Genomic DNA, 21,893 nt, shown 5'->3' with positions numbered 1-21,893 from the left:
GATGATTCTGCTCCGTCGCCTGCTGGGTGACGTGCTGCGTCGGCAGCGCCAGCGCCAGGGCCGTACTCTGCGCGAAGTCTCCTCGTCCGCCCGAGTTTCGCTCGGCTATCTCTCCGAGGTGGAGCGGGGGCAGAAGGAGGCATCCTCCGAGCTGCTCTCCGCCATCTGCGACGCGCTGGACGTACGGATGTCCGAGCTCATGCGGGAAGTGAGCGACGAGCTCGCTCTCGCCGAGCTGGCCCAGTCTGCTGCGGCCACCCCCAGCGAGCCCGTGCCCACGTCGGTCCGACCGATGCTGGGTTCCGTATCGGTGACCGGTGTGCCACCGGAACGGGTGACCATCAAGGCGCCCGCGGAGGCTGTGGACGTGGTCGCCGCGTGAGTCTCACGCGCATGGCGCATTGACCTGATCATGCGCTGAGGACGTGTGCGAAGCCCCGGCCGGGTCTTTTCCAGGAGCACTGGAGAGGCGACGGCCGGGGCTTTCGTGCATCGTGGAGGGCGTGGACTCGGGGCCGGCACACCGAACGGAGCATATGGATGTACGTCGTGAAGAGCCCGCTGTCCGACGCCGACCTGAAGACCGTGTCCGAGGCGCTGCAAGGCGCTCTCGTCGACCTGGTGGACCTCGCCCTGGTGGCGAAGCAGATCCACTGGAACGTGATCGGGCCTCGGTTCCGTTCCGTGCATCTCCAGCTCGACGAGGTCGTGACCACCGCGCGCACGCACTCCGACACCGTCGCCGAGCGGGCGTCGGCGCTGGGTGTCCCGCCGGACGGGCGCGCCGCGACGGTGGCCTCGGCCAGCGGCATCGAGACCACGCCCGAGGGCTGGATCAAGGACGCGGAAGCCGTGGGCACGATGGTGGACGCGCTCGGCGCGGTGATCACCCGGATGCGGGAGCGCGTCGGGGCGACCGGTGAGGCGGACCCCGTCAGCCAGGACATGTTCATCACCATCACGGCCGAGCTGGAGAAGCACCACTGGATGTTCCAGGCGGAGAACGGCTGACGAGGGCGCTCCCGTGTGCCGTCGGTGCGCCCTGGTAGCGGCCGGGGCGGTGATCTAGCGTCGGGCTGGAGGTGGCGGTCATGGCGGGGATAGCGCGCTGGGGGGCTGCGCTCGGGCTCGGGGCGCTGTGGTGGTGGGCCGTGCTGCGGCTCGCCGTCGCGCCGGACGCCGGAGCGCTGGAGGGCGCGATCGCCGCCGGGGGGTGGGGTCTGAGCCTGCTGCCGGTGCACTGCGTGCCGAAGACGCGGGCCGTGGACGCGCTGGCCACGGGACGATGGGTACGGGCGTGGCGGACGGCCGCGGTCACCACGGCATCGCCACGCCCCCGTTCGGACGCAGGATCTGACCCGTCGTGAAGGCCGAGGCGTCCGAGGCCAGATACAGCACCGCGTGCGCCACGTCCTCCGGTTCGCCGACCCGGCCCAGGGGTGCGATCCGCGTCATGAGTGCCTCGGTGTGTGTCTGTGCCAGTGCCTGCGTCTGTGCCTGTCTCTGTGTCTGTGCCTCGTCGTCATGGCGGTTCGTCATGGGCGTGCGGATCCAGCCCGGTGCGACGGCGTTGACCCGGATGCCATCGCGGCCGACCTCGGTCGCGAGTGTCTTGGTCAGCTGGACGACGGCCGCCTTGGCGGCGCCGTAGCAGAGCAGTCCGGGGCCGCCGGTGTCGACGGCGCCCGAGGCCATGGTGACGATGCTGCCCCGGACCTGCCGGGCGAGCATCAGGCGGGCGGCCGCCTGGCAGGCGTACAGGACGCCCTTGAAGTTGATGTCCAGGACGCGGTCAAGGTCCGCCTCGGTGGTCTCCAGGACCGGGCTGCTGTGCATGATCCCGGCGATCGCGGCCATGATGTCCAGGCGCTCGCAGGACTCGACCGCCTGCTGGAGCCGGGCGCGGTCCGTGACGTCCAGGGGGTGGAGGTGGGCGGTGCCGCCCTCGTCCTTGATCAGGGCGGCCGTCTCGTCCAGGCCGTGCGGGTCGCGGTCCGCGCAGTGCACGGTGGCGCCGGCCTGGGCGAGCAGCACGGCCGAGGCGCGGCCGATGCCGCTGGCGGCGCCGGTGACGAAGGCGGTGCGTCCGGTGAGGTCGTACGCGCTGACGGCCATGAGGGGACGGTACGAGAGTTTCTGACGGCCCGTCAATTAGCTGTACGGCGGCGATGTCCCAGGGTGGGGGCCGGGCCGCGCTGGCAGCTCGGGCACCAGTAGGTGGGGCGCTCGCGGGAGCCGTCGCCCTGGTTGGCGGAGCGGATGGGGGTGCCGCAGCGCAGGCAGGGGCGCGGTGCGCGGCCGTAGACGAAGAGGTCCCGGCCGCGGCGGCCCGTCGTGCTGCGGACGGGGCGGTCGCGGTTGGCCTCCAGGAGCTTCTTGGCGAGCACGGGGAGGTGCGCCGCGCGGTCGGGAGGGAGGGCGCCGACCGGGAGCCAGGGGGTGATGCCGAGGAGGAAGCAGAGCTCGCTCTTGTAGATGTTGCCGATGCCGGCGAGGTTGCGCTGGTCCAGGAGGGCCTCGCCGAGGGCGCGGGCGGGGTCCGCCATGAGGTTGGCCAGGGCCTGGTCGGGGTCCCAGTCCGGGCCCAGCAGGTCGGGGCCGAGGTGGCCCACGGCCCGGGACTCCTCGGCGGTACGGATGAGGTCGAGGAGCGGGAGGCGGTAGCCGACGGCCGTGCGGTCGGCGGTGGCGAGGACCGCGCGGATCTGGTGGGAGGGGCCGCCGGTCCAGCGCTCCCGGTGGGCGTACACCCTCCAGGAGCCCTCCATGCCGAGGTGCGAGTGCAGGGTCAGGCCGCCCTCGACGCGGGTGAGGAGGTGCTTGCCGCGCGGGGTGACGTCCAGGACGGTGCGGTCGGCGAGGTCGACCGTGGCGAACTTGGGGACCCTGAAGTCGCTGCGGGTCAGTACCTGGCCCGCGAGGGCTGCGTGCAGGCGCCGGGCGGCCTGCCAGACCGTGTCTCCTTCGGGCATGGGTCAAGGGTGGCATGCGGGGTGGGGGGTGGGGGCGCGTGTGGGTCTGTTGGGCTGGTGGGGGGTGTGGAGTTGTGGAGCGGCGTGCTTGTGCGTGTTCGCTGGGTTGGTGGGGGTTGTGGGGCTGTGGAGGGGCGTGCTCCTGCGTGTCCGCCGGGGCGGTGGTGGATTCGGGGCGGGCTGGTCATGCGCGGAGGCGCAGACCGCGGGGGGTGGCGATGAAGCCCGCTCCTTCCAGGAGGACGCCGAGAGGGGAGGTCAGGGCCGAGGCGCCGTTGACGCGTTCGACAGTGACGGTGCCGAGGGAGCCCGCGCGGGCGGCCGCGGCGAGGGCGTCGGCGGCCGCTTGCAGGCGGGGGTCGTCGGCCGGTGCGTCGTCCGGGGCGGCGGGCCAGGCCAGCAGGGTCTTGCCGCCGCGCTCCATGTACAGGGTCAGCTCGCCGTCGACCAGCACCACCAGTGACCCCGCCTTGCGGCCCGGTTTGTGTCCGGCGCCGGACGGCGGCTCGGGCCAGGGCAGCGCGGCGCCGTAGGCGTTCGCCGGGTCGGCGGCGGCGAGGACGACGGCCCGGGAGTCGGCGGCGGGGCGGGTGCGGTGCGGGGTCGGGGGCGGCGGGAAGTCGCGGGGCGAAATGTACTCGTCCGGTCGGGCCGGTCGGGTGGGGAAGGGCGCGGCACTCTCGTCGAAGTCGTGGCCGGCGAAGGTCTCGGTCTCGAAGGGCGGTGCCGGGAGCGCCTCGTCGCGGTCACGGGCGTTCGACACCGCGCGCAGGCGGTCCACCGCGCCGTCCATCGCGAACTGCGCGGCGCCCAGGCCCTCCACCACATAGCCGCGCCGGGCCTGCCCGCTCTCCTCGAAGACGGACAGGATGCGGTACGTCGCCGAGAAGCCGCCCTCGACGCCTTCCGCGGAGACCGCGCCCCGGGTCACCACGCCGTGCCGGTCGAGGAGGGCGCGGGCCAGGGCGTGGGCGCGGACGGTGGGGTCGGGCTCGGGGGCGGGGAGCAGGGACCAGCGGCCCGCGACGGTCGGCGGGCCCGAGCGGGAGGCGGGGCGGGCGGCGGTGGTGAGCGAGCCGTAGCGCCCGCGCGGGACCGTGCGCTTGGCGCGGTGGGCGGTGGAGCCCGCGGTGCGGCCCGAGCCCAGCAGGGAGCGCATCGGCGCCAGGGTGTCGTTCGTCAGCCGGCCCGACCAGGCCAGTTCCCAAATGGTGTCGGCGAGTTGGGGGTCGGTGGCGTCGGGGTGGGTGGTGGCGCGGACCTGGTCGGCGATCTGCCGGAAGAACAGGCCGTAGCCGCCGGACAGGGAGTCCAGGACCGACTGGTGGAGCGCGGTCAGCTCCAGAGGGTGGGGCGCGGACACCAATAGGGGGGCCGCGTCCGCCATGTACAGGGAGACCCAGCCGTCCTTTCCCGGCAGGGCACCGGCACCGGCCCACACCACCTCTCCGGCGGCGGTCAGTTCGTCGAGCATCCCGGGGGCGTAGTTCGCCACCCGGGACGGCAGGACCAGCTTCTCCAGGGCGGAGGCGGGCACCGACGCGCCCTGCAACTGCTCGATGGCGCGGACCAGTCCGTCGATGCCGCGCAGTCCGTGTCCCTTGCCGATGTGCTGCCACTGGGGGAGGAACTGGGCGAGCGCGGCGGGCGGCACCGGCTCCAGTTCATGCCGCAGCGCGGCCAGGGAACGGCGCCTGAGGCGGCGCAGCACTGCCGCGTCGCACCACTCCTGGCCGATCCCGGCCGGATGGAACTCGCCCTGGACCACCCTCCCCGCCGCCGCGAGCCGCTGGAGGGCGCCCTCGGTGACGGCCACGCCCAGGCCGAACCGGCCCGCCGCGGCGACCGAGGTGAACGGGCCGTGGGTACGGGCGTACCGCGCGAGGAGGTCGCCCAGCGGGTCCTTCACCGGTTCCGTGAAGGCCTCCGGGACGCCGACCGGCAGCGCCGTACCCAGGGCATCACGCAGCCGGCCCGCGTCCTCGATCGCCGCCCAGTGCTCGGCGCCCGCGATACGGACCTGGATGGCGCGGCGGGCCCCGGCCAGTTCCCGGGCCCACTGCGGCTCCGCGCCCCGCTCGGCCAGGTCGGCGTCCGTCAGCGGGCCGAGCAGCCGCAGGAGGTCCGCGACGCCCTCGGCGTCCTTCACGCGGCGGTCCTCGGTGCGCCACTGGAGCTCCTGCTCCAGCTCGGTCAGCACCTCGGCGTCGAGCAGTTCGCGCAGCTCCGCCTGGCCGAGCAGCTCGGCCAGCAGCCGGGAGTCGAGGGAGAGGGCGGCGGCGCGGCGCTCGGCGAGCGGGGAGTCGCCCTCGTACAGGAACTGGGCGACGTAGCCGAACAGCAGCGAACGGGCGAAGGGGGAGGGCTCGGGGGTGGTGACCTCGACCAGGCGCACCTTGCGGGACTCCAGGTCGCCCATCAGCTCGGTGAGTCCGGGGACGTCGAAGACGTCCTGGAGGCATTCGCGGACCGCCTCCAGGACGATCGGGAACGAACCGAACTCGCTGGCCACCTGGAGCAGTTGCGCGGCGCGCTGGCGCTGCTGCCACAACGGGGTGCGCTTGCCGGGGTTGCGGCGCGGCAGGAGCAGGGCGCGCGCCGCGCACTCCCGGAAGCGGGAGGCGAACAGGGCCGAGCCGCCGACCTGGTCGGTGACGATCTGGTCCACCTCGCCCTTGTCGAAGACGACGTCCGCGGCGCCCACGGGGGCCTGGTCGGCGTCGAACTCCGTGCCCGCCTTCATGGGTTCCCGGTCGAGCAGGTCCAGGCCCATCAGGTCGGCGTCCGGCAGGCGCAGCACGATGCCGTCGTCGGCGTGCATGACCTGCGCGTCCATGCCGTACCGCTCGGAGAGCTTGGCGCCGAGCGCCAGGGCCCAGGGGGCGTGCACCTGGGCACCGAACGGGGAGTGCACCACGACGCGCCAGTCGCCGAGCTCGTCGCGGAAGCGCTCCACGACGATGGTGCGGTCGTCGGGGATGTGGCCGCAGGCCTCACGCTGTTCGGCCAGGTAGGACAGGACATTGCCGGCGGCCCAGGTGTCCAGTCCCGCGGCCATGAGGCGCAGCCGGGCGTCCTCCTCGCTGAGCGAGCCGACCTCGCGCAGGAACGCGCCCACCGCGCGGCCCAGTTCGAGCGGGCGGCCCAGCTGGTCGCCCTTCCAGAACGGGAGCCGGCCGGGGACGCCCGGCGCGGGGGAGACCAGGACGCGGTCGCGGGTGATGTCCTCGATGCGCCAGGAACTGGTGCCGAGCGTGAAGACATCGCCCACGCGTGACTCGTAGACCATCTCCTCGTCGAGCTCGCCGACCCGGCCGCCGCCCTTCTTGGGGTCGGACCCGGCGAGGAACACGCCGAACAGGCCGCGGTCGGGGATGGTGCCGCCGGAGGTGACGGCGAGGCGCTGGGCGCCGGGACGGCCGGTGACGGTGCCGGCGACGCGGTCCCACACCACGCGCGGGCGCAGTTCGGCGAAGGCGTCCGAGGGGTAGCGCCCGGCGAGCATGTCCAGGACGGCCGTGAACGCGGACTCGGGGAGCGAGGCGAAGGGGGCGGCCCGGCGGACCATCGCGAGGAGGTCGTCGAACTGCCAGGTGTCCATCGACGTCATGGCGACGATCTGCTGGGCCAGCACGTCCAGGGGGTTGGCCGGGACGCGGAGCGACTCGATGGCGCCGGTGCGCATCCGCTCGGTGACCACGGCCGCCTGCACCAGGTCACCGCGGTACTTCGGGAAGACCACGCCGGTCGAGACCGCGCCCACCTGGTGTCCCGCGCGGCCCACGCGCTGGAGCCCGGAGGCCACGGACGGCGGGGACTCCACCTGGACGACCAGGTCCACCGCGCCCATGTCGATGCCCAGTTCGAGGCTGGAGGTGGCCACCACGGCGGGCAGCCGGCCCGCCTTGAGGTCCTCCTCGACGAGGGCGCGCTGCTCCTTGGAGACCGAGCCGTGGTGAGCGCGCGCGATGACGGGCGGGGCGCCCTGGGCGGCCCCGGAGCCGCCCATCAGCTCGGCGGGCGCGTGGTGTTCGTCCAGCGGCTCGCCGGTGGCCCGCTCGTACGCGATCTCGTTCAGGCGGTTGCACAGGCGCTCCGCCAGCCGGCGGGAGTTGGCGAAGACGATGGTGGAGCGGTGGGACTGGACGAGGTCGGCGATGCGCTCCTCGACATGCGGCCAGATCGACGGACGCTCCCCGCCTTCAGTGCCCTCGGCGACCGGCGAGCCGCCCAGCTCGCCGAGGTCCTCGACGGGGACCACCACCGACAGGTCGAACTCCTTGCCCGACTTCGGCTGGACGATCTCCACCTTGCGGCGCGGGGAGAGATAGCGGGCGACCTCGTCGACCGGCCGGACCGTGGCGGACAGGCCGATGCGCCGGGCCGGCCTCGGCAGCAGCTCGTCCAGGCGCTCCAGGGAGAGCGCGAGGTGGGCGCCGCGCTTGGTGCCCGCCACGGCGTGCACCTCGTCCAGGATCACCGTCTCGATCCCGGTCAGCGCCTCACGGGTGGCCGAGGTCAGCATCAGGAACAGCGACTCGGGCGTGGTGATCAGGATGTCCGGGGGACGGGTGGCCAGGGCGCGGCGCTCGGCGGCGGGGGTGTCGCCCGAGCGGATGCCGACCTTGACCTCGGGCTCGGGCAGGCCCAGGCGGACGGATTCCTGGCGGATGCCGGTCAGCGGGGAGCGGAGGTTGCGCTCGACGTCCACGGCCAGGGCCTTCAGCGGCGAGACGTACAGAACGCGGCAGCGCTTCTTGGGGTCGGCGGGCGGAGGGGTCGAGGCCAGCTGGTCCAGGGCGGCCAGGAACGCGGCCAGCGTCTTGCCGGACCCGGTGGGGGCCACCACCAGGACGTCCGAGCCCTCGCCGATGGCCTGCCACGCGCCAGCCTGGGCCGCGGTGGGCGCGGAGAAAGCCCCCGTGAACCAGCCGCGGGTCGCGGGGGAGAAGCCGTCCAGAGCTCGATGTGCGGAGCTGACCATGCGTCCATCCTGCACCCGGCCACTGACAATCGCCCTGACCTGCGCGAACACGGTCGCCAACGGCGCCGGTCGGGGAGCGGTGAGAATGGGGGGCATGGCGGGATCGAGCGAGCGGGCGCGGCACTGGCAGTACGCGGAGCTGCCCGGTGTGGACCTGCTGCGGGCCCGGTACGTCCGCAAGACGTTCGTCCGGCACACCCACGAGCACTTCGTCATCGCCGCCATCGCCGACGGCGTCGAGGTCTTCCACCACCGCGGCTCCGACCAGTACGCGGGTGCCGGAGCGCTCGCGCTGGTCAATCCGGACACCCCGCACACCGGGCGGGCCGGGGTGCCGGAGGGGTGGCGGTACGGGGCGGTGTACCCGTCGCCCGAGGTCGTGGCGGAGATCGCGGCCGAGACCACGGCGATCCGCGGCACGCCCGGATTCGCGTCCCCCGTCCTCGACGATCCCTACGCGGTGTCCCTGGTCCATCAGGTGCTGCGCGCCGCCGAGGAGGGCAACGCCCTGGCCGCCGACACCCTCCTGCGGGTCGCCGTGACCCGGCTGCTGCGACTGAACGGCGGCGCCCTGCCGCAGCGCGAGGTGCGCACGGCGGGAGCCCGGATCGCGGCACGCGCGCGGGGCGTGCTCCAGGAGCGGATGGCCGAGCCGCCCACCCTGGAGAAGCTGGCCGGTGAACTGGGCACCAGCCCTTTCGCGCTGCTGCGCGCCTTCCGGGACGCCTATGGGATGCCCCCGCACACCTGGCTCACGGACGCCCGGGTACGGCGGGCGCGCGGGCTGCTGGACACCGGTGTGGCGCCCGCCGAGGCCGCCGTCGCCGTGGGCTTCGCCGACCAGCCGCACCTCAACCGGCACTTCAGCCGGATCGTGGGCGTGCCTCCGGGCGCGTACCAGCGGGAGCGCAAGAACGTACAAGACCGGGGAGGGCGACTGCTCCTACCGTCCGAGGCGTGGCAGACACAACACTCACAGACATACGGGACAGCGGAGGAAAGCCGGACGCCGCCGTCGTACGGGACGGGCTCGGGGTCGGAGTCGCCGTAGGGCTGTCCGGGTTCGCCTTCGGGGTGACCTCGGCCGGCAGCGGGCTCTCGCTCTGGCAGACCTGTGCGCTCAGCCTTCTGGTGTTCACCGGGGCGTCCCAGTTCGCGCTGGTCGGGGCGCTGGCGGCGGGCGGCGGGCCGATCGCGGCGGCCGCCGGGGCGTTCTTCCTGGGGGTGCGCAACGCCTTCTACGGGCTGCGCCTGTCGCAGGTGCTGGCCCTCCCGCGCGCGGTGCGGCCGTTCGCCGCCCAGTGGGTCATCGACGAGACGGCCGCCGTCGCGCTCGCGCAGCCCACCCGGCGTGCCGCCCGGCTCGGGTTCGTGGTGACCGGGCTCAGCCTGTACGTGCTGTGGAACCTCACCACGCTGGCCGGGGCGCTCGGCGCCGAGGCCATCGGGGACACCGACGCGTGGGGTCTCGACGCGGCCGGACCCGCCGTGTTCCTCGCGCTGCTCGCGCCGATGCTGACGAGCACGACCGAGCGTGCCGTCGCCGGGGCCGCGGTCGTCCTGGGGCTCGGGCTGCTGCCCGTCCTGCCGGCCGGGGTGCCGGTGCTGGTGGCCGCGCTGGCGGCTCCTGTCGTGCTGTGGGCCCAGGGGCGGCGCGGGCTGCGGAAGGGGGACCGGTGAACATCTGGATCGCCGTCGCGCTGACCGTCCTCGGCTGTTACGCCGTCAAGCTCGCCGGGCTCCTGGTGCCCGCGGGCGTCCTGGAGCGGCCCCTGGTCCGGCGGCTCGCCGCGCTGCTGCCGGTCGCGCTGCTCGCCGCCCTCACGGCCCAGCAGACCTTCGCCGACGGGCGCGCCCTGGTACTGGACGCCCGGGCGGCGGGGCTTGCCGCGGCGGCTGTGGCGCTGGTGCTGCGGGCGCCGTTCCTGGTGGTCGTGGGGGTGGCTGTGGCGGTTACTGCGGGGGTGCGGGCTCTGGGCTGAGGTGGGTGGGGGGGCGGCTGGGCCGCGCTGGCTGGCCTTGGGGTCGTTGGGCGCGGGGGCGCTTGGGGGGCTGGCTGCGGGCTCTGGGCTGGCGTCAGGGCACCGGATGGCCCGGGTGCGGGTGGCTGGCCTTGGGGTTACTGGGCGGGCTGGCCGCGGGTGTGGTTCTCGGTGAATCTCAGGGCACCCGGCCCTGGCGGTCCGCGCCCTTCGTCACAACACCGGGTGGTCCGGCTGCGCGAGTGTGGGCCCTTGGTTGACGTCCGGAGACCCGAGGGCCCGGGCGCGGGGGTGGGCGCGCGGCGCCAGCGGCCGGCGCCGGTCAGCCCGACGCAGGCCGGAAACGGCCGGGGCGGACGGGCGGTCAGGGCGGCAGCTTGTGCCGGTCGGGGCGGTCGGCGTACGACCGGTCCGACCCCAGGCTCTGGATTCCGCCGGCCGGCGTCAGCGGGACAGCTTGGCTCGGGTGGTGGCCGCCCTCGCTGCCGGGCGGGTGGGCCCTTGGCCGGCGTCGGGTTACCGGATGGTCCGGCCGTCCGAGGCCCTCGGGCGGTCTCCGGTCAGCCGATGGGTCGGCCGTACGCTCTCAGGGTGCGCAGGGCGGTGATGGTCACCAGGGGACGGGCCTCCAGGGTGGGGGCCGGGGACCAGTTGCGCCAGCGGACGGGCCAGCCGCCGTCGGCCTGCTGGTCGGCGGCGAGGAAGTCCAGTGAGCGGGTCATCTCCTCGTCCGTGAACCACGCGCGTGCCAGCGATCGCGGACTCCTCGCGAAGTCGTGCGGGAAGTGGTGCTCGGTGGGGGCGTAGCCGGGCGCCACCGGATAGGCGGCGAGGTCACCGGGGTCCAGTGCCGCGAGCCGGTGCTGGCGGACCAGGCGGCCGAGCCGGTCCGCGGCCGCCTCCGCGCGCGGGCGGTCCGGCGCGGAGTCCAGGAAGGCCACCGCGGCCTCGATCTCGTACGGATGGGACTTGTCCAGGGACTCCACCGCCTGCCAGCAGAAGTCCGTCGCCCGGAACAGCCAGGCGTGCCACACCTCGTTGCGGTGCAGCACCCCCACCACCGGCGCGGTGGCCAGGAGCTCGCTCGGCGGGTCGTCCACGACCGGGATGAACGGCGCCGCCGGGTAGCCGCGCTGGCTGGGATGGACCGCCGGCAGGGCGCCCTCCGCGGTGGAGACCGACGTCAGATAACGGCAGACGCGCTCCACGCGCTGCCCGCCGCAGCGTCCGACCGCGTCCAGCACCCGCAGCGCGTGCGTGGTGTGCAGCGGCTGGCTGACCGGGCCGCGTAGATCGGGTTCCAGCGCGTGGCCGTAACCGCCGTCGTCATTGCGGTAGGCGTCCAGTGCGGTCTCCACCGGCTCGGCGCCGCCGTGCAGGAAGTCGTGCGCGAAGAGGCGCTGCTCCAGCACGCGCGCGGTGAGCCACACGAACTGCTCGGCGCGGAAGAGCGGGGAGTGCGCCGGGGGCGTCTGGGGGAGTGGGGAAGCTCCGGTTTCGGCCATGCGTCAGACCGTAGGCCGGAAAGCGGTCTCGGCGAGGGGTCCCGGCGAGGGCCCACCCTCAGGGCGGGATACTGATGTCATGAGGTTGACGGTCTTCTGGGAGCGGATGGCGGAGCACTTCGGTTCGGCGGGATACGCCGAGACCTTCGCGCGCGATCACGTGATGTCGGAGCTCGGCGGACGCACCGTGCGTGAGGCGCTGGACTGCGGCTGGGAGGCCAAGGACGTGTGGCGGGTCGTCTGCCAGGTCATGAACGTGCCCCAGGAACAGCGTTGACAGGTCACGAAGATCGCAGGACGGCGTCCGATTGTCGGTGGCGTGGGCGAGACTTGCTCCGTGGCACCCACTGACGACACCGGGCGGCTCGCCCCGCACCCCTCTCCGTTCGGCACGACGCCGCCGGCCAAACCGCCGGCCGACGCCGCGCAGCCGCCCGCGCGCATGCCGCGCTGGCTGCCGCGCGCCATGGTGCTCGCGCTCGCGCTCGTCGGTGCCTTCCAGCTCGGCAGCTGGGCCTTCCACCAGCTCACCGGGCTGCTGATCAACATCGTGATCGCGTTCTTCCTGGCCCTGGCCATCGAGCCCGCGGTGAGCTGGATGGCCGCCCGCGGGATGCGCCGGGGGCTGGCGACCGCGCTGATGTTCCTCGCTGTGATCGGGGTGTCCGCCGGCTTCGTCACCCTCCTCGGCTCGATGCTCGCCGGTCAGATCATCACCATGGTCGAGGAGTTCCCGGCCTATCTCGACTCCGTGATCAACTGGATCAACGCCCACTTCCAGACCGACCTGAAGCGGGTGGACATCCAGGAGGGCCTGCTGCGCTCGGACTGGCTGCGCAACTACGTGCAGAACAGCGCGACCGGTGTCCTCGATGTGTCCGCCCAGGTCATCGGCGGTCTGTTCCAGTTGCTGACGATCACGCTGTTCTCGTTCTACTTCGCCGCGGACGGCCCGCGACTGCGCCGTGCCCTGTGCTCCGTCCTGCCGCCCGCCAAGCAGGCCGAGGTGCTGCGGGCGTGGGAGATCGCGGTGAACAAGACCGGCGGCTATCTGTACTCACGCGGTCTGATGGCACTGATCTCCGGGATATCGCACTACGTCCTGCTCCAGTCGCTGGACGTGCCGTACGCGCCCGTGCTCGCCGTCTGGGTGGGTCTGGTGTCGCAGTTCATCCCGACCATCGGCACCTATCTCGCGGGCGCCCTGCCCATGCTGATCGCCTTCACGGTGGACCCCTGGTACGCGCTGTGGGTCCTGATCTTCGTCGTGCTCTACCAGCAGTTCGAGAACTACGTGCTCCAGCCCAAGCTGACCGCGAAGACCGTCGACGTGCACCCCGCGGTCGCCTTCGGTTCCGTCGTCGCGGGCACCGCTCTGCTGGGGGCGGTGGGTGCCCTGATCGCGATCCCGGCGATCGCCACGCTCCAGGCGTTCCTGGGGGCGTACGTGAAGCGGTACGACGTCACCGACGACCCCCGTGTGCACGGGCACCGGGCGCGCGGGACGGGCGGCCCCGGTCTGCTCACGCGCGCGTGGCGGGTGTGGGCCCGGCAACCGGCAGAGGCCCCCGCCCCGGAGAACGACAAGGGCTGAGCCCTCAGCGCAGCTCGAGCCGTATCAGGATCCGCTCAGCGCAGGTCGAGCCCATCAGGATCCGCTCAGCGCAGGTCGAGCCGCATCAGGACCCGAGGATGCCCGGCCAGCACCGAAGTGGTGTCGGCGACGTGGACGAACCCGGCGCGCTCGAAGTTCTTGCGGAGACCGGTGTACGCCATCGTCAGATCGACTCGCGCGTCGCCGTTGTCGAGGGGGTACGCCTCGACGACCGGAGCGCCGTGCGCGCGGGCGAACTCCACGGCCCCCTCGATGAGGGCGTGCGAGATTCCCTGCTTGCGGTGGCCGGGGCGGACCCGGACGCACCACAGTGACCAGACCGGCACCTCGTCGACGTGCGGGATCTTGCGGTTGCGGGCGAAGGAGGTCTCCGTGCGCGGTGCCACGGCGGCCCAGCCGACCGGCTCGTCACCGTCGTAGGCGATCACGCCGGGAGGAGGGTCGGCCCGGCACAGCTCGGCGACGTACTCGCCACGGGCCGGGCCGCGGAGTTCGTTGTTGAGCCTGGACGGGATCCGGTAGCTCAGACACCAGCAGACGTTGGCTCCGGGCGACTTCGGGCCGAGCACGGCCCGGACATCCTCGAAGACCGACGCGGGACGCACCTCGATGGTCATGACCGCACGATAGAACCGCAGGGCTCGGGGGACCCGGGAGACCGGTCGGGGCCCTGCGTGGCGCGCTTGACACGTAATTCGAACATCCATTCTTATGGAGGCTCCGGCAAGACGCTCGGCGGGTGGATTGCCCTGGTTTCAACGGGGAAGTGCCCGAGTTATCCACAGGCCGGACGGGCGTCAGGGCGCATTGTCAGTGGCAGGCGTTAGCGTCTTTGACGTGAAGCGATCGACTCAAGCAAATCGGGTGGAACCCATGGCAGGAACCGACCGCGAGAAGGCCCTGGATGCCGCACTCGCACAGATTGAACGGCAATTCGGCAAGGGCGCGGTCATGCGCATGGGCGAGCGGTCGAAGGAGCCCATCGAGGTCATCCCGACCGGGTCGACCGCGCTCGACGTGGCCCTCGGCGTCGGCGGTCTGCCGCGCGGCCGCGTCATCGAGGTCTACGGCCCCGAGTCCTCGGGCAAGACGACCCTGACCCTGCACGCGGTGGCGAACGCGCAGAAGGCCGGCGGCCAGGTCGCGTTCGTGGACGCGGAGCACGCCCTCGACCCCGAGTACGCGCAGAAGCTCGGCGTCGACATCGACAACCTGATCCTGTCCCAGCCGGACAACGGCGAGCAGGCCCTGGAGATCGTGGACATGCTGGTCCGCTCCGGTGCCCTCGACCTCATCGTCATCGACTCCGTCGCGGCGCTCGTGCCGCGCGCGGAGATCGAGGGCGAGATGGGCGACAGCCACGTCGGTCTCCAGGCCCGTCTGATGAGCCAGGCGCTGCGAAAGATCACCAGCGCGCTCAACCAGTCCAAGACGACCGCGATCTTCATCAACCAGCTCCGCGAGAAGATCGGCGTGATGTTCGGCTCCCCGGAGACCACCACCGGTGGCCGGGCGCTGAAGTTCTACGCCTCGGTGCGACTCGACATCCGCCGCATCGAGACGCTGAAGGACGGCACCGACGCGGTCGGCAACCGTACCCGCGTCAAGGTCGTCAAGAACAAGGTCGCGCCGCCCTTCAAGCAGGCCGAGTTCGACATCCTCTACGGCCACGGCATCAGCCGCGAGGGCGGCCTGATCGACATGGGCGTGGAGCACGGCTTCGTCCGCAAGGCCGGCGCCTGGTACACGTACGAGGGCGACCAGCTCGGCCAGGGCAAGGAGAACGCGCGCAACTTCCTGAAGGACAACCCCGACCTGGCCAACGAGATCGAGAAGAAGATCAAGGAGAAGCTGGGCGTCGGTGTGCGTCCGGTGGAGCCGGCCGCCGAGCCGGGCGCGGACGCCGCGGTGTCCGCCGCCCCGGACGACGCCGCCAAGACGGTGCCCGCTCCGGCCGCGGCCAAGGCCACCAAGTCCAAGGCCGCCGCAGCCAAGAGCTGACCCGTGACACGACGAACGGACTGGGCCGAGTACGCCTGCCCCGACCCGCCGGGGGAGTGGCACGGGAGGGGCGTGGGAGGTTCCACCGGGACGGACGGCGCGGCGTACGACGAGGCCGGCGCCCCCGGCCCGGACGGACCGTACGGCGGCGGGCGCCGGGCGGGCGGTGGCCCGGCGTCGGAGGCCGATGAGCTCGCCGGCGGTTCGCGCCGCAGAGCCGGCGGGGCACGTGGCGCGGGCGGCGCCCGGGGGCGTCGTCGGCGCGGTCGCGAAGAGCCGTCCGGTGAGGACGGAGGCACCTCTGCCTCGTCGAGGGCCGAGCAGGGGGAGCCTCCGGGAGACCCGGTGGAGCGGGCACGGGCGATCTGCCTGCGCCTGCTCACCGGGACTCCGCGCACCCGCAAGCAGCTCGCCGACGCCCTGCGCAAGCGGGAGATCCCGGACGAGGCCGCGGAGGAGGTGCTGTCGCGGTTCGAGGAGGTCGGGCTGATCAACGACAGCGCGTTCGCGGACGCCTGGGTGGAGTCCCGGCATCACGGACGGGGGCTGGCCCGGCGGGCGCTCGCCCGGGAGCTGCGCACCAAGGGCGTCGACTCCACGCTGATCGACGCGGCCGTCGGCCAGCTGGACTCGGAGCAGGAGGAGGCGACCGCGCGCGAGCTCGTCGACCGCAAGCTCCGGTCCACCCGGGGCCTCGACCGCGACAAGCGCCTGCGCCGACTCGCCGGGATGCTGGCCCGCAAGGGGTATCCGGAGGGGATGGCGCTGCGGGTGGTCCGGCAGGCGCTGGAGGCGGAGGGGGAGGACACGGAGTTCCTGGAGGGCGAGGGGTACTGACGCGGGGCACCAGGTGCCTCGCCGAGTGCAGGCGGCGCAGGCTTACCTTGCGTTCCCGGGAGGGGCGAGCGGGCTCCCGGTGGCTGTACCGTCTGCCGACGTCGCGCGGACGTTCGAGCCTGAGTGGGCTTCACGGTCTGTGGCCCCCACCGACGAGTCGACCCTGACGACTCCCGCACGGGCCTGTCCTCCGCGCGTTGCGAAAGACAGCCCGCCATGCCTCGTTCCGTCCGTTGCCGAAGAACGCTGACCGTGTCGGTGCTCGCCGGAAGCTCGCTCCTCAGCGGCTGTGACGTGCTGCGACCGCAGACCGAGGAAGGGGTCGACGGCCCCCTCACACTCGGGTTCGTCAGCGGCGGCACCTCGCCGTTCCGCACCTGTCTGGAGGCGTCCGTCGACGACACGGCCCGGAACAACCTCGCCGAGCTCCACAGCGCCAACTCCCGCCAGGACGCGGCCACCGAGCTGGCCGACATCGAGGACACGATCGCCCGTGACGTGGACGCGATCATCCTGCAGACGGTGGACGTCGAAGCGCTCCGCGACGACATCGCCAGGGCCCGGAGCGCCGACGTGCCCGTCTTCCTCACCTCGGTCGTTCCCGACGACACCTCGGACATCCTCGGCGCGGTCGTCGTCGACCTCGACCATGTGGGCCGACTGGGCGCCGACTGGATCGAGAAGGACGCGGCCGGGAAGGTCGCCGCGGAGATGATCGGGGACCGTCCCGGACTCGACTACGCCTTCGTCGCCAACGAGGCCATGGCCTTCGCCGTCCGCGAGGCCTTCGACGCGGCCGGCGCCGACGGCGTGCAGATCGTCACGGTCAACGGCACCGACGAGGGCCTGGCCGCCCTCAAGGACGGCCGGTTCGCTGCGACCGTCGCCAACTCCGCGGCGGACACCGGCGAACTGGCGGTAACGACCACCATCGCGCTGCTGCGCGACTGGGACGCGGAGCGGATCGCCCACACCCCGATCCGCCTGGTGACCAGGCACAACGCGGACACGGCGCCGCTCTACTGCCCGCCCGACGTCCTGTGAGGCGCACCCCGCCCGGGAGCCGTCACCGGCAGCCCCGCCGCCCGCCAGGCCTGGAACCCGCCGGTCAGATCGGTCGCCCGGTGCAGCCCCAGCCGGTGCAGCGACTCCGCCGCCAGACTGGACGCGTATCCCTCGTTGCAGAACAGCACCACCCGCAGGTCATGGCTGTTCGCCTCCGGCACCTTGTGGCTCCCGCGCGGATCCAGCCGCCACTCCAGCTCATTGCGCTCGATCACCAGCGCCCCCGGGATCACCCCGTCCCGCTCCCGCAGCGCCGCGTACCGGATGTCCACCAGCAGCGCCTCGCCGGACCGGGCGGCGTCGTAGGCCTCGCGGGGCCCGACGCGCACATAGCCCGCGCGCACCCGCTCCAGCAACTCGTCGATGCCCACCGGCCGTTCGGACCCGTTGTCGCTGAAGGACCCGTTGCCGCCGAGGGGCCGGTCGCCGCCGAGGGGCCGTCCGCCGCTCACTGCCAGTCCTCCGGCCGCTCCACCTGCTCCAGACGCAGGATCGGCCCGCTGCGGCTGTAGCGGCGGATCCGGGGCAGCGGCGGATAGTAGGCGTGCACGGAGACCGCGTGCCGGTCGAGGGACTCGTTGAGGACCTCGTGGACATGGTGGTGGCCGAAGGAGCGGCCCTTGCCGGTCGGCAGCCGCCGCTCCCGGTCGACGTCCTCGCTGAGTTCCAGGGTCCTCCAGCCGTCCGTGGGCAGCCGGGCGGCGAGCGAGTTCTCCGTCAGCTCACCGGCCGCCGTCACAAAGGCGCCGACCGAGTCCGCGTGGTCGTGCCAGCCGGTGCCCGAGCCCGGCGGCCAGCCGATCAGCCACGCCTCACTGCCGGCGGGGCCCTCCAGGCGCACCCAGGTGCGGCCCTCGGGGTCGAGCGGGAGCGAGGCGATCAGCTCGGCGTCGGCCGCGGTGCGCCGTACGAAATCGAGGAGGTCCGCCTGCGTGGGCGCGGCGGAGGTGGACACGGAAGGGGAGGGGGAGACAGACACGTCGACCGTCCTGATGAGGGTTCGCGGGGAGCGCGCGACGGCACGACGGCGGTGCGCGCGGGTGAGGAGAGATGCGAATTCAGCAGGACCGGGTACACATGCAGCCCGCATAGCGGACGAGGTCCACATGGACCTTCCGCCACAGGTGCACACAGGTGTCGGTCATGATCCGGAGTACACCATGGAGGTGCGGACCGGTCAACTCACCGTCACCATGTGGACGGTGACGCCTTGGGGGCCGCTCAGCGCGACCCCGCCGTGGCCTCCGCCTCGGACGGGACCGGGCCGCCCAGGGTGGCCTCCGCCGCCGCGTACAGGTCGGCCGGGCGCACCCCGCCGAGCGCCGTGACGAGGTGGCCGTCGGGCCGGATGAGCAGGACCGTGTGGGCGGCGGCGCCCGGATAGCTCTCGGCGACCAGCAACTCCGCCGGATGCGGCAGCGCCGTCACGGCCGCCGCGAGCCGCGGCATGATCCCGGCGGTCACCCAGTGCTTGCGGTCCCACACCCCCGTGCCCGGCGCGATCAGCAGCACCAGCAGCGCCCCCCGGCCGAGCCGGTCCCGCAGCCGTACGAACGAGCCGTCCTCCGCGGTCACCCGTACATCGGCGACCGGCGCGCCCACCGGGGTGTCGAGGGACACCTCGCCCTCCAGGTGCCGGGGCGCGAGCGGCGAGTCGGCGTACGCCCCCGGCGCACCCAGCGCCCCGTGCCCCAAGTGGCCCTCCGCGAGCAGCGCGTCATGGCCCCGGGCCGATCCGGGGACGTACGCCCGCAGGCCCCCGCCGCCGCGCAGCAGCGGGAGCGCCTGGTCGGCGGCGCGCAGCCGGGCGGCGACGACCGCGCGCCGCTCCGTCTGGTAGCTGTCCAGCAGCGCCTCGTGCGGCCCGTGATGCCAGGCCAGCGCCAGCTTCCAGGCGAGGTTGTCGGCGTCCCGGAGCCCTTCGTCGAGCCCGTGCGTGCCGAGCGCCCCGAGCAGATGCGCCGCGTCCCCGGCGAGAAACACCCGCCCGGCCCGCCAGCGCCGGGCGAGCCGGTGGTGCACGGTGTGGACGCCGGTGTCGAGGAGTTCGTACGGCGGTGTCGAGCCGTCCGTCCAGCCCGCGAGCGTCTCCCGGACCCGGGTGACCAGCAGCTCGGGGGTGACCAGGTCCTTGCCCGGCGGGAGCAGCCAGTCCAGGCGCCAGGCCCCGTCCGGCAGCGGGCGCGCGGTGACCTCGCCGGCCGAGGGGCCCGAGGTCCGCCACGGGGGCATCCGGTGCAGCAACGCCTCGTCGGTCCAGGGGAGTTCGGTGCGCAGCGCGGCGACGGCGTACCGTTCGACGGCCGTACGGCCGGGGAAGCGGATGTCCTGGAGCTTGCGCACGGTGGAGCGGGGGCCGTCGCAGCCGACCAGGTAGCTGCCTCGCCACCAGGTGCCCTTGGGGCCGCGGGTGCGGGCGGTGACGCCGGCTGGCTCCTGCTCGATGCCGTCGAGCCTGCTGTCCACGGCGATCCGCACCAGCCGTTCACCGGCCAGTGCCGCGCGCAGGGCGCCGGTCAGGACGTGCTGGGCGATGTGCACGGGCGCCGAGTCGTCGAAGGAGACCTCGCGCATCACCTGCTTGCGCCGCATCGACCGCCATCCGGCCCAACGGCAGCCCGCCTGCCCGACCGGCAGTCCGGTCAGCCGCTCCATCAGGGCGGCGCTGTCCTCGCGCAGCACGACGGTGCGTGCCGGGCGGGGTTCGTCCTTGCCGGGTCCTTCGTCGAGTACGACCGACGGCACCTCCTGACGCGCCAGCGCCAGGGCGAGCGTGAGCCCGACGGGCCCCGCACCGACGATGATCACCGGGTCCACGGCGTGGTGCCCCCTGCCCGCAGAGATGTCCCGGAGGACGCGTGTGAACAGGAGGTTGGAGCAGGGTGCACGATCACAGAACGTATGCAACCCATTGCCGGTGCTTGCGTCAAGTGACGGAGACAGTGGCGATCATGCCACTGCCTCCGTGTCGTTCACGTCATGCTCAGCGTGTCCGGAGACCCAACGTGAGGACGCGGATAGCCAGGTGCAGGGACCACTCTCCCGGACCCTTCTCGGTCAGGCTCAAGACACCGTGCCATGCTGCGGGAGGCCGCGATGTGCACCATTCCATTTAAAGGCCTTTTCACCTGTGATGCCCGCTTATTGTGTGTTTCCGGAAGTGGTGACTGGCGGTACAGGCGAGGTCGCGGGGAGCGTCGTTGCCGACGAGTCGTGGGAGGTTGCGGATGGGGCGAAAAGGGCTAAATCCTGTCTCATCTCAGGATGCCCGGTTATCGGGGCGGTGTGCTTCGACCGCCGTTCTGCGCGACTGGGCGCACTTCGTTCGCGGCAGACGCCGGAAGCGTGCCGAAGCGACGCCCGTATCCGAGTGTTCTGTCTGACGCTCGTGATGCTGTTGGTGATCTTCACTCGGTGGGGTGAAATCTGCTGACCATAGCTGTGTTCATGTCCTCGCGATGCTGCGCTGGTGGGAGCGGGGCGGTTTCGGCGGTCGGAGGAGTGACCGCAGTGGCAATGGGTTCGGTTTCGGGGCGGGTGATTCCGCCGTTGACGGTGCGGACGGCACGGGCGAGCAATCCGCGGGGAACAGTCGCGATGTGGGTGCGTGATCGGCTGGACGGCGTGTTCAAGGATGCCGACTTCGCCGACTGGTATTCCGGCGGACGGGCGGCGCGGGCTGTCGTCGGCTCAGTTGGCTCTTGTGTCGGTGCTGCAGTACGCGGAGAACCTCACGGACCGGCAGGCGGCGGACGCGGTCCGCTGCCGCCTGGACTGGAAGTACTGTCTGGGCCTTGAGCTGGACGATCCAGGATTCGACTTCACGGTCCTGAGCGAATTCCGTGGCCGGATGGCCGAAGGCGACCGCGCGGACCGGCTCTTGGCGCTGGTCGTGGACCGGCTGGCAGAAGCCGGGCTGGTCAAGCGGCGGGGACGGGTCCGGACGGATTCCACCCACGTGCTGGCGGCGGTGCGCCGTCTGAATCGGGGTGAACTGGTCGCTGAAACCCTGCGCTGTGCTCTGGAGGAACTCGCGCTGCAGGGCGAGACATGGCTGGCGGCTCTCGTGACGCCTGACTGGGGGGACCGGTATGGCCGGCCGGTGCGTTATGACCGGCTTCCCCGCGGCAAAGACGCATTGCTCGCCTGGGTGCTGCGGGTGGGTGAGGACGGGCTGCACATCCTGCGCGCCGTCTATCACGACGATGCCCCGTCTCGCCTGCGGGAGTTGAGGTCGGTGCAGATCCTGCGGCAGGTCTGGGTCCAGCAGTACTGGAACGACGAAGCGGGCCAACTTCGCTGGCGGGCGGCGAAGTCGGCCCGTGACCGGGCCAGCCGGAGGGCGATAGAGCAGAGGAACACCGGCAAGACCTCAGCAGACGGCCGGCCGGATCCTGCTTCAGCACGGGTGCCGTGGTCCACGATGGAGATCGTCACCCCGCACGATCCCGAGGCCCGTTACAGCCAGAAGGTCACCGCGGCCGGCCAGCGAGACTGGATCGGCTATCGCGATCACCAGACCGAGACCTGCGACGAGACGAGCCCCAACGTCATCGTCCAGGTCGTCACCCGCCCGGCGCCGCAGCAAGACATCGACGCCCTCGACGACATCCACCGACAGCTGACCCGCCAGGGCTTGCAGCCCGTCGAGCACGTCGTCGACGGCGGCTATGTCACCCCGGACAGCATCCACCACGCGGCCATGACCTGGGATATCCCTTTGCTCGGCCCGGTCCGCGAGGACCCACAGGCCGCCCAGCGGCCGGGCTTCACGAAGGAAGACTTCCACATCGACTGGGACAACCGCACCCTCACCTGCCCGAACGGCATCACCAGCCTGAAGTTTCCCCGTGATGCTGGACACTCGATGCTTACGCCGTGAGGGCGTGTCCTTGTTCGTGTCGCTGTCTGATCTCCAGCGGGGTGAGGTAG

21 protein-coding genes are annotated in these 21,893 nt (G+C 72.5%); 12 read left to right on the top strand and 9 right to left on the bottom strand.

Going from position 1 to position 21,893, the window contains the following annotated elements; genetic code table 11:
• The first annotated feature begins 1 nt into the window (after position 1).
• The 3 genes from ACWD11_RS33465 (at position 2) to ACWD11_RS33455 (ending at position 1,367) form a co-directional block, all read left to right on the top strand.
• Complete coding sequence (locus tag ACWD11_RS33465) at positions 2 to 382, top strand: helix-turn-helix domain-containing protein (RefSeq protein ID WP_015657463.1); 381 nt, start codon at positions 2 to 4, stop codon at positions 380 to 382.
• Between the two features lie 158 nt (positions 383 to 540).
• Complete coding sequence (locus tag ACWD11_RS33460; protein ID WP_451287641.1) at positions 541 to 1,011, top strand: Dps family protein; 471 nt, start codon at positions 541 to 543, stop codon at positions 1,009 to 1,011.
• An 80-nt stretch (positions 1,012 to 1,091) separates the two neighbouring features.
• The gene (locus ACWD11_RS33455; protein WP_451287639.1) at positions 1,092 to 1,367 is read left to right on the top strand and encodes a hypothetical protein; all 276 of its coding nucleotides are present in this window, start codon (positions 1,092 to 1,094) and stop codon (positions 1,365 to 1,367) included.
• On the opposite strand, the gene ACWD11_RS33450 is transcribed toward ACWD11_RS33455, so the two are convergent.
• From ACWD11_RS33450 to ACWD11_RS33440, 3 genes are all read right to left on the bottom strand, one after another.
• Positions 1,315 to 2,115: an SDR family NAD(P)-dependent oxidoreductase gene (locus ACWD11_RS33450; RefSeq protein ID WP_451287637.1), complete on the bottom strand. Its 801-nt coding sequence runs from the start codon at positions 2,113 to 2,115 to the stop codon at positions 1,315 to 1,317. The genes ACWD11_RS33455 and ACWD11_RS33450 overlap by 53 nt on opposite strands.
• Before the next feature lie 32 nt (positions 2,116 to 2,147).
• Positions 2,148 to 2,972: a DNA-formamidopyrimidine glycosylase family protein gene (locus ACWD11_RS33445; protein WP_451287635.1), complete on the bottom strand. Its 825-nt coding sequence runs from the start codon at positions 2,970 to 2,972 to the stop codon at positions 2,148 to 2,150.
• A gap of 184 nt (positions 2,973 to 3,156) precedes the next feature.
• Positions 3,157 to 7,956 (bottom strand): ATP-dependent helicase, encoded by a 4,800-nt coding sequence (locus ACWD11_RS33440; protein ID WP_451287633.1) that lies wholly within the window; start codon positions 7,954 to 7,956, stop codon positions 3,157 to 3,159.
• Positions 7,957 to 8,050: 94 nt separating this feature from the next.
• On the opposite strand from ACWD11_RS33440, the gene ACWD11_RS33435 reads away from it, so the two are divergent.
• The 3 genes from ACWD11_RS33435 to ACWD11_RS33425 are packed head-to-tail and all read left to right on the top strand — an operon-like array spanning position 8,051 to position 9,938.
• A complete protein-coding gene (locus ACWD11_RS33435) occupies positions 8,051 to 9,007 on the top strand; it encodes an AraC family transcriptional regulator (RefSeq protein WP_451287631.1) in 957 nt (318 codons plus the stop codon).
• Positions 8,914 to 9,636: an AzlC family ABC transporter permease gene (locus tag ACWD11_RS33430; protein ID WP_451287629.1), complete on the top strand. Its 723-nt coding sequence runs from the start codon at positions 8,914 to 8,916 to the stop codon at positions 9,634 to 9,636. The genes ACWD11_RS33435 and ACWD11_RS33430 overlap by 94 nt, the downstream gene beginning before the upstream one ends.
• Positions 9,633 to 9,938, top strand: coding sequence for an AzlD domain-containing protein (locus ACWD11_RS33425; RefSeq protein ID WP_451287627.1), 306 nt, complete (start codon positions 9,633 to 9,635; stop codon positions 9,936 to 9,938). The genes ACWD11_RS33430 and ACWD11_RS33425 overlap by 4 nt, the downstream gene beginning before the upstream one ends.
• Positions 9,939 to 10,498: 560 nt before the next feature.
• Here the strand turns inward: ACWD11_RS33425 and ACWD11_RS33420 are convergent.
• Positions 10,499 to 11,443 carry a hypothetical protein gene (locus ACWD11_RS33420; protein ID WP_451287625.1) on the bottom strand — a complete coding sequence of 315 codons (945 nt, stop codon included), beginning with the start codon at positions 11,441 to 11,443 and terminating at the stop codon, positions 10,499 to 10,501.
• 79 nt (positions 11,444 to 11,522) lie between these two features.
• Here ACWD11_RS33420 and ACWD11_RS33415 point away from each other — a divergent pair, with 79 nt between their 5' ends.
• Complete coding sequence (locus ACWD11_RS33415) at positions 11,523 to 11,720, top strand: DUF3046 domain-containing protein (RefSeq protein WP_389420971.1); 198 nt, start codon at positions 11,523 to 11,525, stop codon at positions 11,718 to 11,720.
• Positions 11,721 to 11,780: 60 nt separating this feature from the next.
• Entirely contained in the window at positions 11,781 to 13,037 is a 1,257-nt protein-coding gene (locus ACWD11_RS33410; protein WP_389420972.1) for an AI-2E family transporter, read from the top strand.
• Between the two features lie 65 nt (positions 13,038 to 13,102).
• On the opposite strand, the gene ACWD11_RS33405 is transcribed toward ACWD11_RS33410, so the two are convergent.
• On the bottom strand, positions 13,103 to 13,675 hold the full coding sequence (locus ACWD11_RS33405; RefSeq protein ID WP_451287622.1) for a GNAT family N-acetyltransferase: 573 nt from the start codon (positions 13,673 to 13,675) through the stop codon (positions 13,103 to 13,105).
• A 256-nt stretch (positions 13,676 to 13,931) separates the two neighbouring features.
• Between ACWD11_RS33405 and recA the strand changes: the two genes are divergently transcribed.
• From recA to ACWD11_RS33390, 3 genes are all read left to right on the top strand, one after another.
• Positions 13,932 to 15,059 carry a recombinase RecA gene (gene recA / locus ACWD11_RS33400; RefSeq protein ID WP_389420974.1) on the top strand — a complete coding sequence of 376 codons (1,128 nt, stop codon included), beginning with the start codon at positions 13,932 to 13,934 and terminating at the stop codon, positions 15,057 to 15,059.
• Between the two features lie 3 nt (positions 15,060 to 15,062).
• Positions 15,063 to 15,896 carry a recombination regulator RecX gene (recX, locus tag ACWD11_RS33395; RefSeq protein ID WP_451287620.1) on the top strand — a complete coding sequence of 278 codons (834 nt, stop codon included), beginning with the start codon at positions 15,063 to 15,065 and terminating at the stop codon, positions 15,894 to 15,896.
• A gap of 252 nt (positions 15,897 to 16,148) precedes the next feature.
• On the top strand, positions 16,149 to 16,940 hold the full coding sequence (locus ACWD11_RS33390; protein WP_451287618.1) for a sugar ABC transporter substrate-binding protein: 792 nt from the start codon (positions 16,149 to 16,151) through the stop codon (positions 16,938 to 16,940).
• On the opposite strand, the gene ACWD11_RS33385 is transcribed toward ACWD11_RS33390, so the two are convergent.
• The 4 genes from ACWD11_RS33385 to ACWD11_RS33370 form a co-directional block, all read right to left on the bottom strand.
• A complete protein-coding gene (locus ACWD11_RS33385; RefSeq protein ID WP_451287654.1) occupies positions 16,916 to 17,332 on the bottom strand; it encodes a rhodanese-like domain-containing protein in 417 nt (138 codons plus the stop codon). The genes ACWD11_RS33390 and ACWD11_RS33385 overlap by 25 nt on opposite strands.
• A gap of 77 nt (positions 17,333 to 17,409) precedes the next feature.
• Complete coding sequence (locus ACWD11_RS33380; protein WP_451287616.1) at positions 17,410 to 17,940, bottom strand: cysteine dioxygenase; 531 nt, start codon at positions 17,938 to 17,940, stop codon at positions 17,410 to 17,412.
• Positions 17,941 to 18,019: 79 nt separating this feature from the next.
• Positions 18,020 to 18,106, bottom strand: a complete 87-nt coding sequence (locus tag ACWD11_RS33375; RefSeq protein WP_351985706.1) for a putative leader peptide — start codon at positions 18,104 to 18,106, stop codon at positions 18,020 to 18,022.
• Between the two features lie 76 nt (positions 18,107 to 18,182).
• Positions 18,183 to 19,778: an FAD-dependent monooxygenase gene (locus ACWD11_RS33370; protein ID WP_451287614.1), complete on the bottom strand. Its 1,596-nt coding sequence runs from the start codon at positions 19,776 to 19,778 to the stop codon at positions 18,183 to 18,185.
• Between the two features lie 817 nt (positions 19,779 to 20,595).
• On the opposite strand from ACWD11_RS33370, the gene ACWD11_RS33365 reads away from it, so the two are divergent.
• Complete coding sequence (locus tag ACWD11_RS33365) at positions 20,596 to 21,843, top strand: transposase (protein ID WP_451287612.1); 1,248 nt, start codon at positions 20,596 to 20,598, stop codon at positions 21,841 to 21,843.
• Positions 21,844 to 21,893: the final 50 nt, after the last annotated feature.

Source organism: Streptomyces sp. NPDC002776 (genome assembly GCF_053592195.1).
This window is presented reverse-complemented; position numbering and strand designations above follow the sequence as displayed.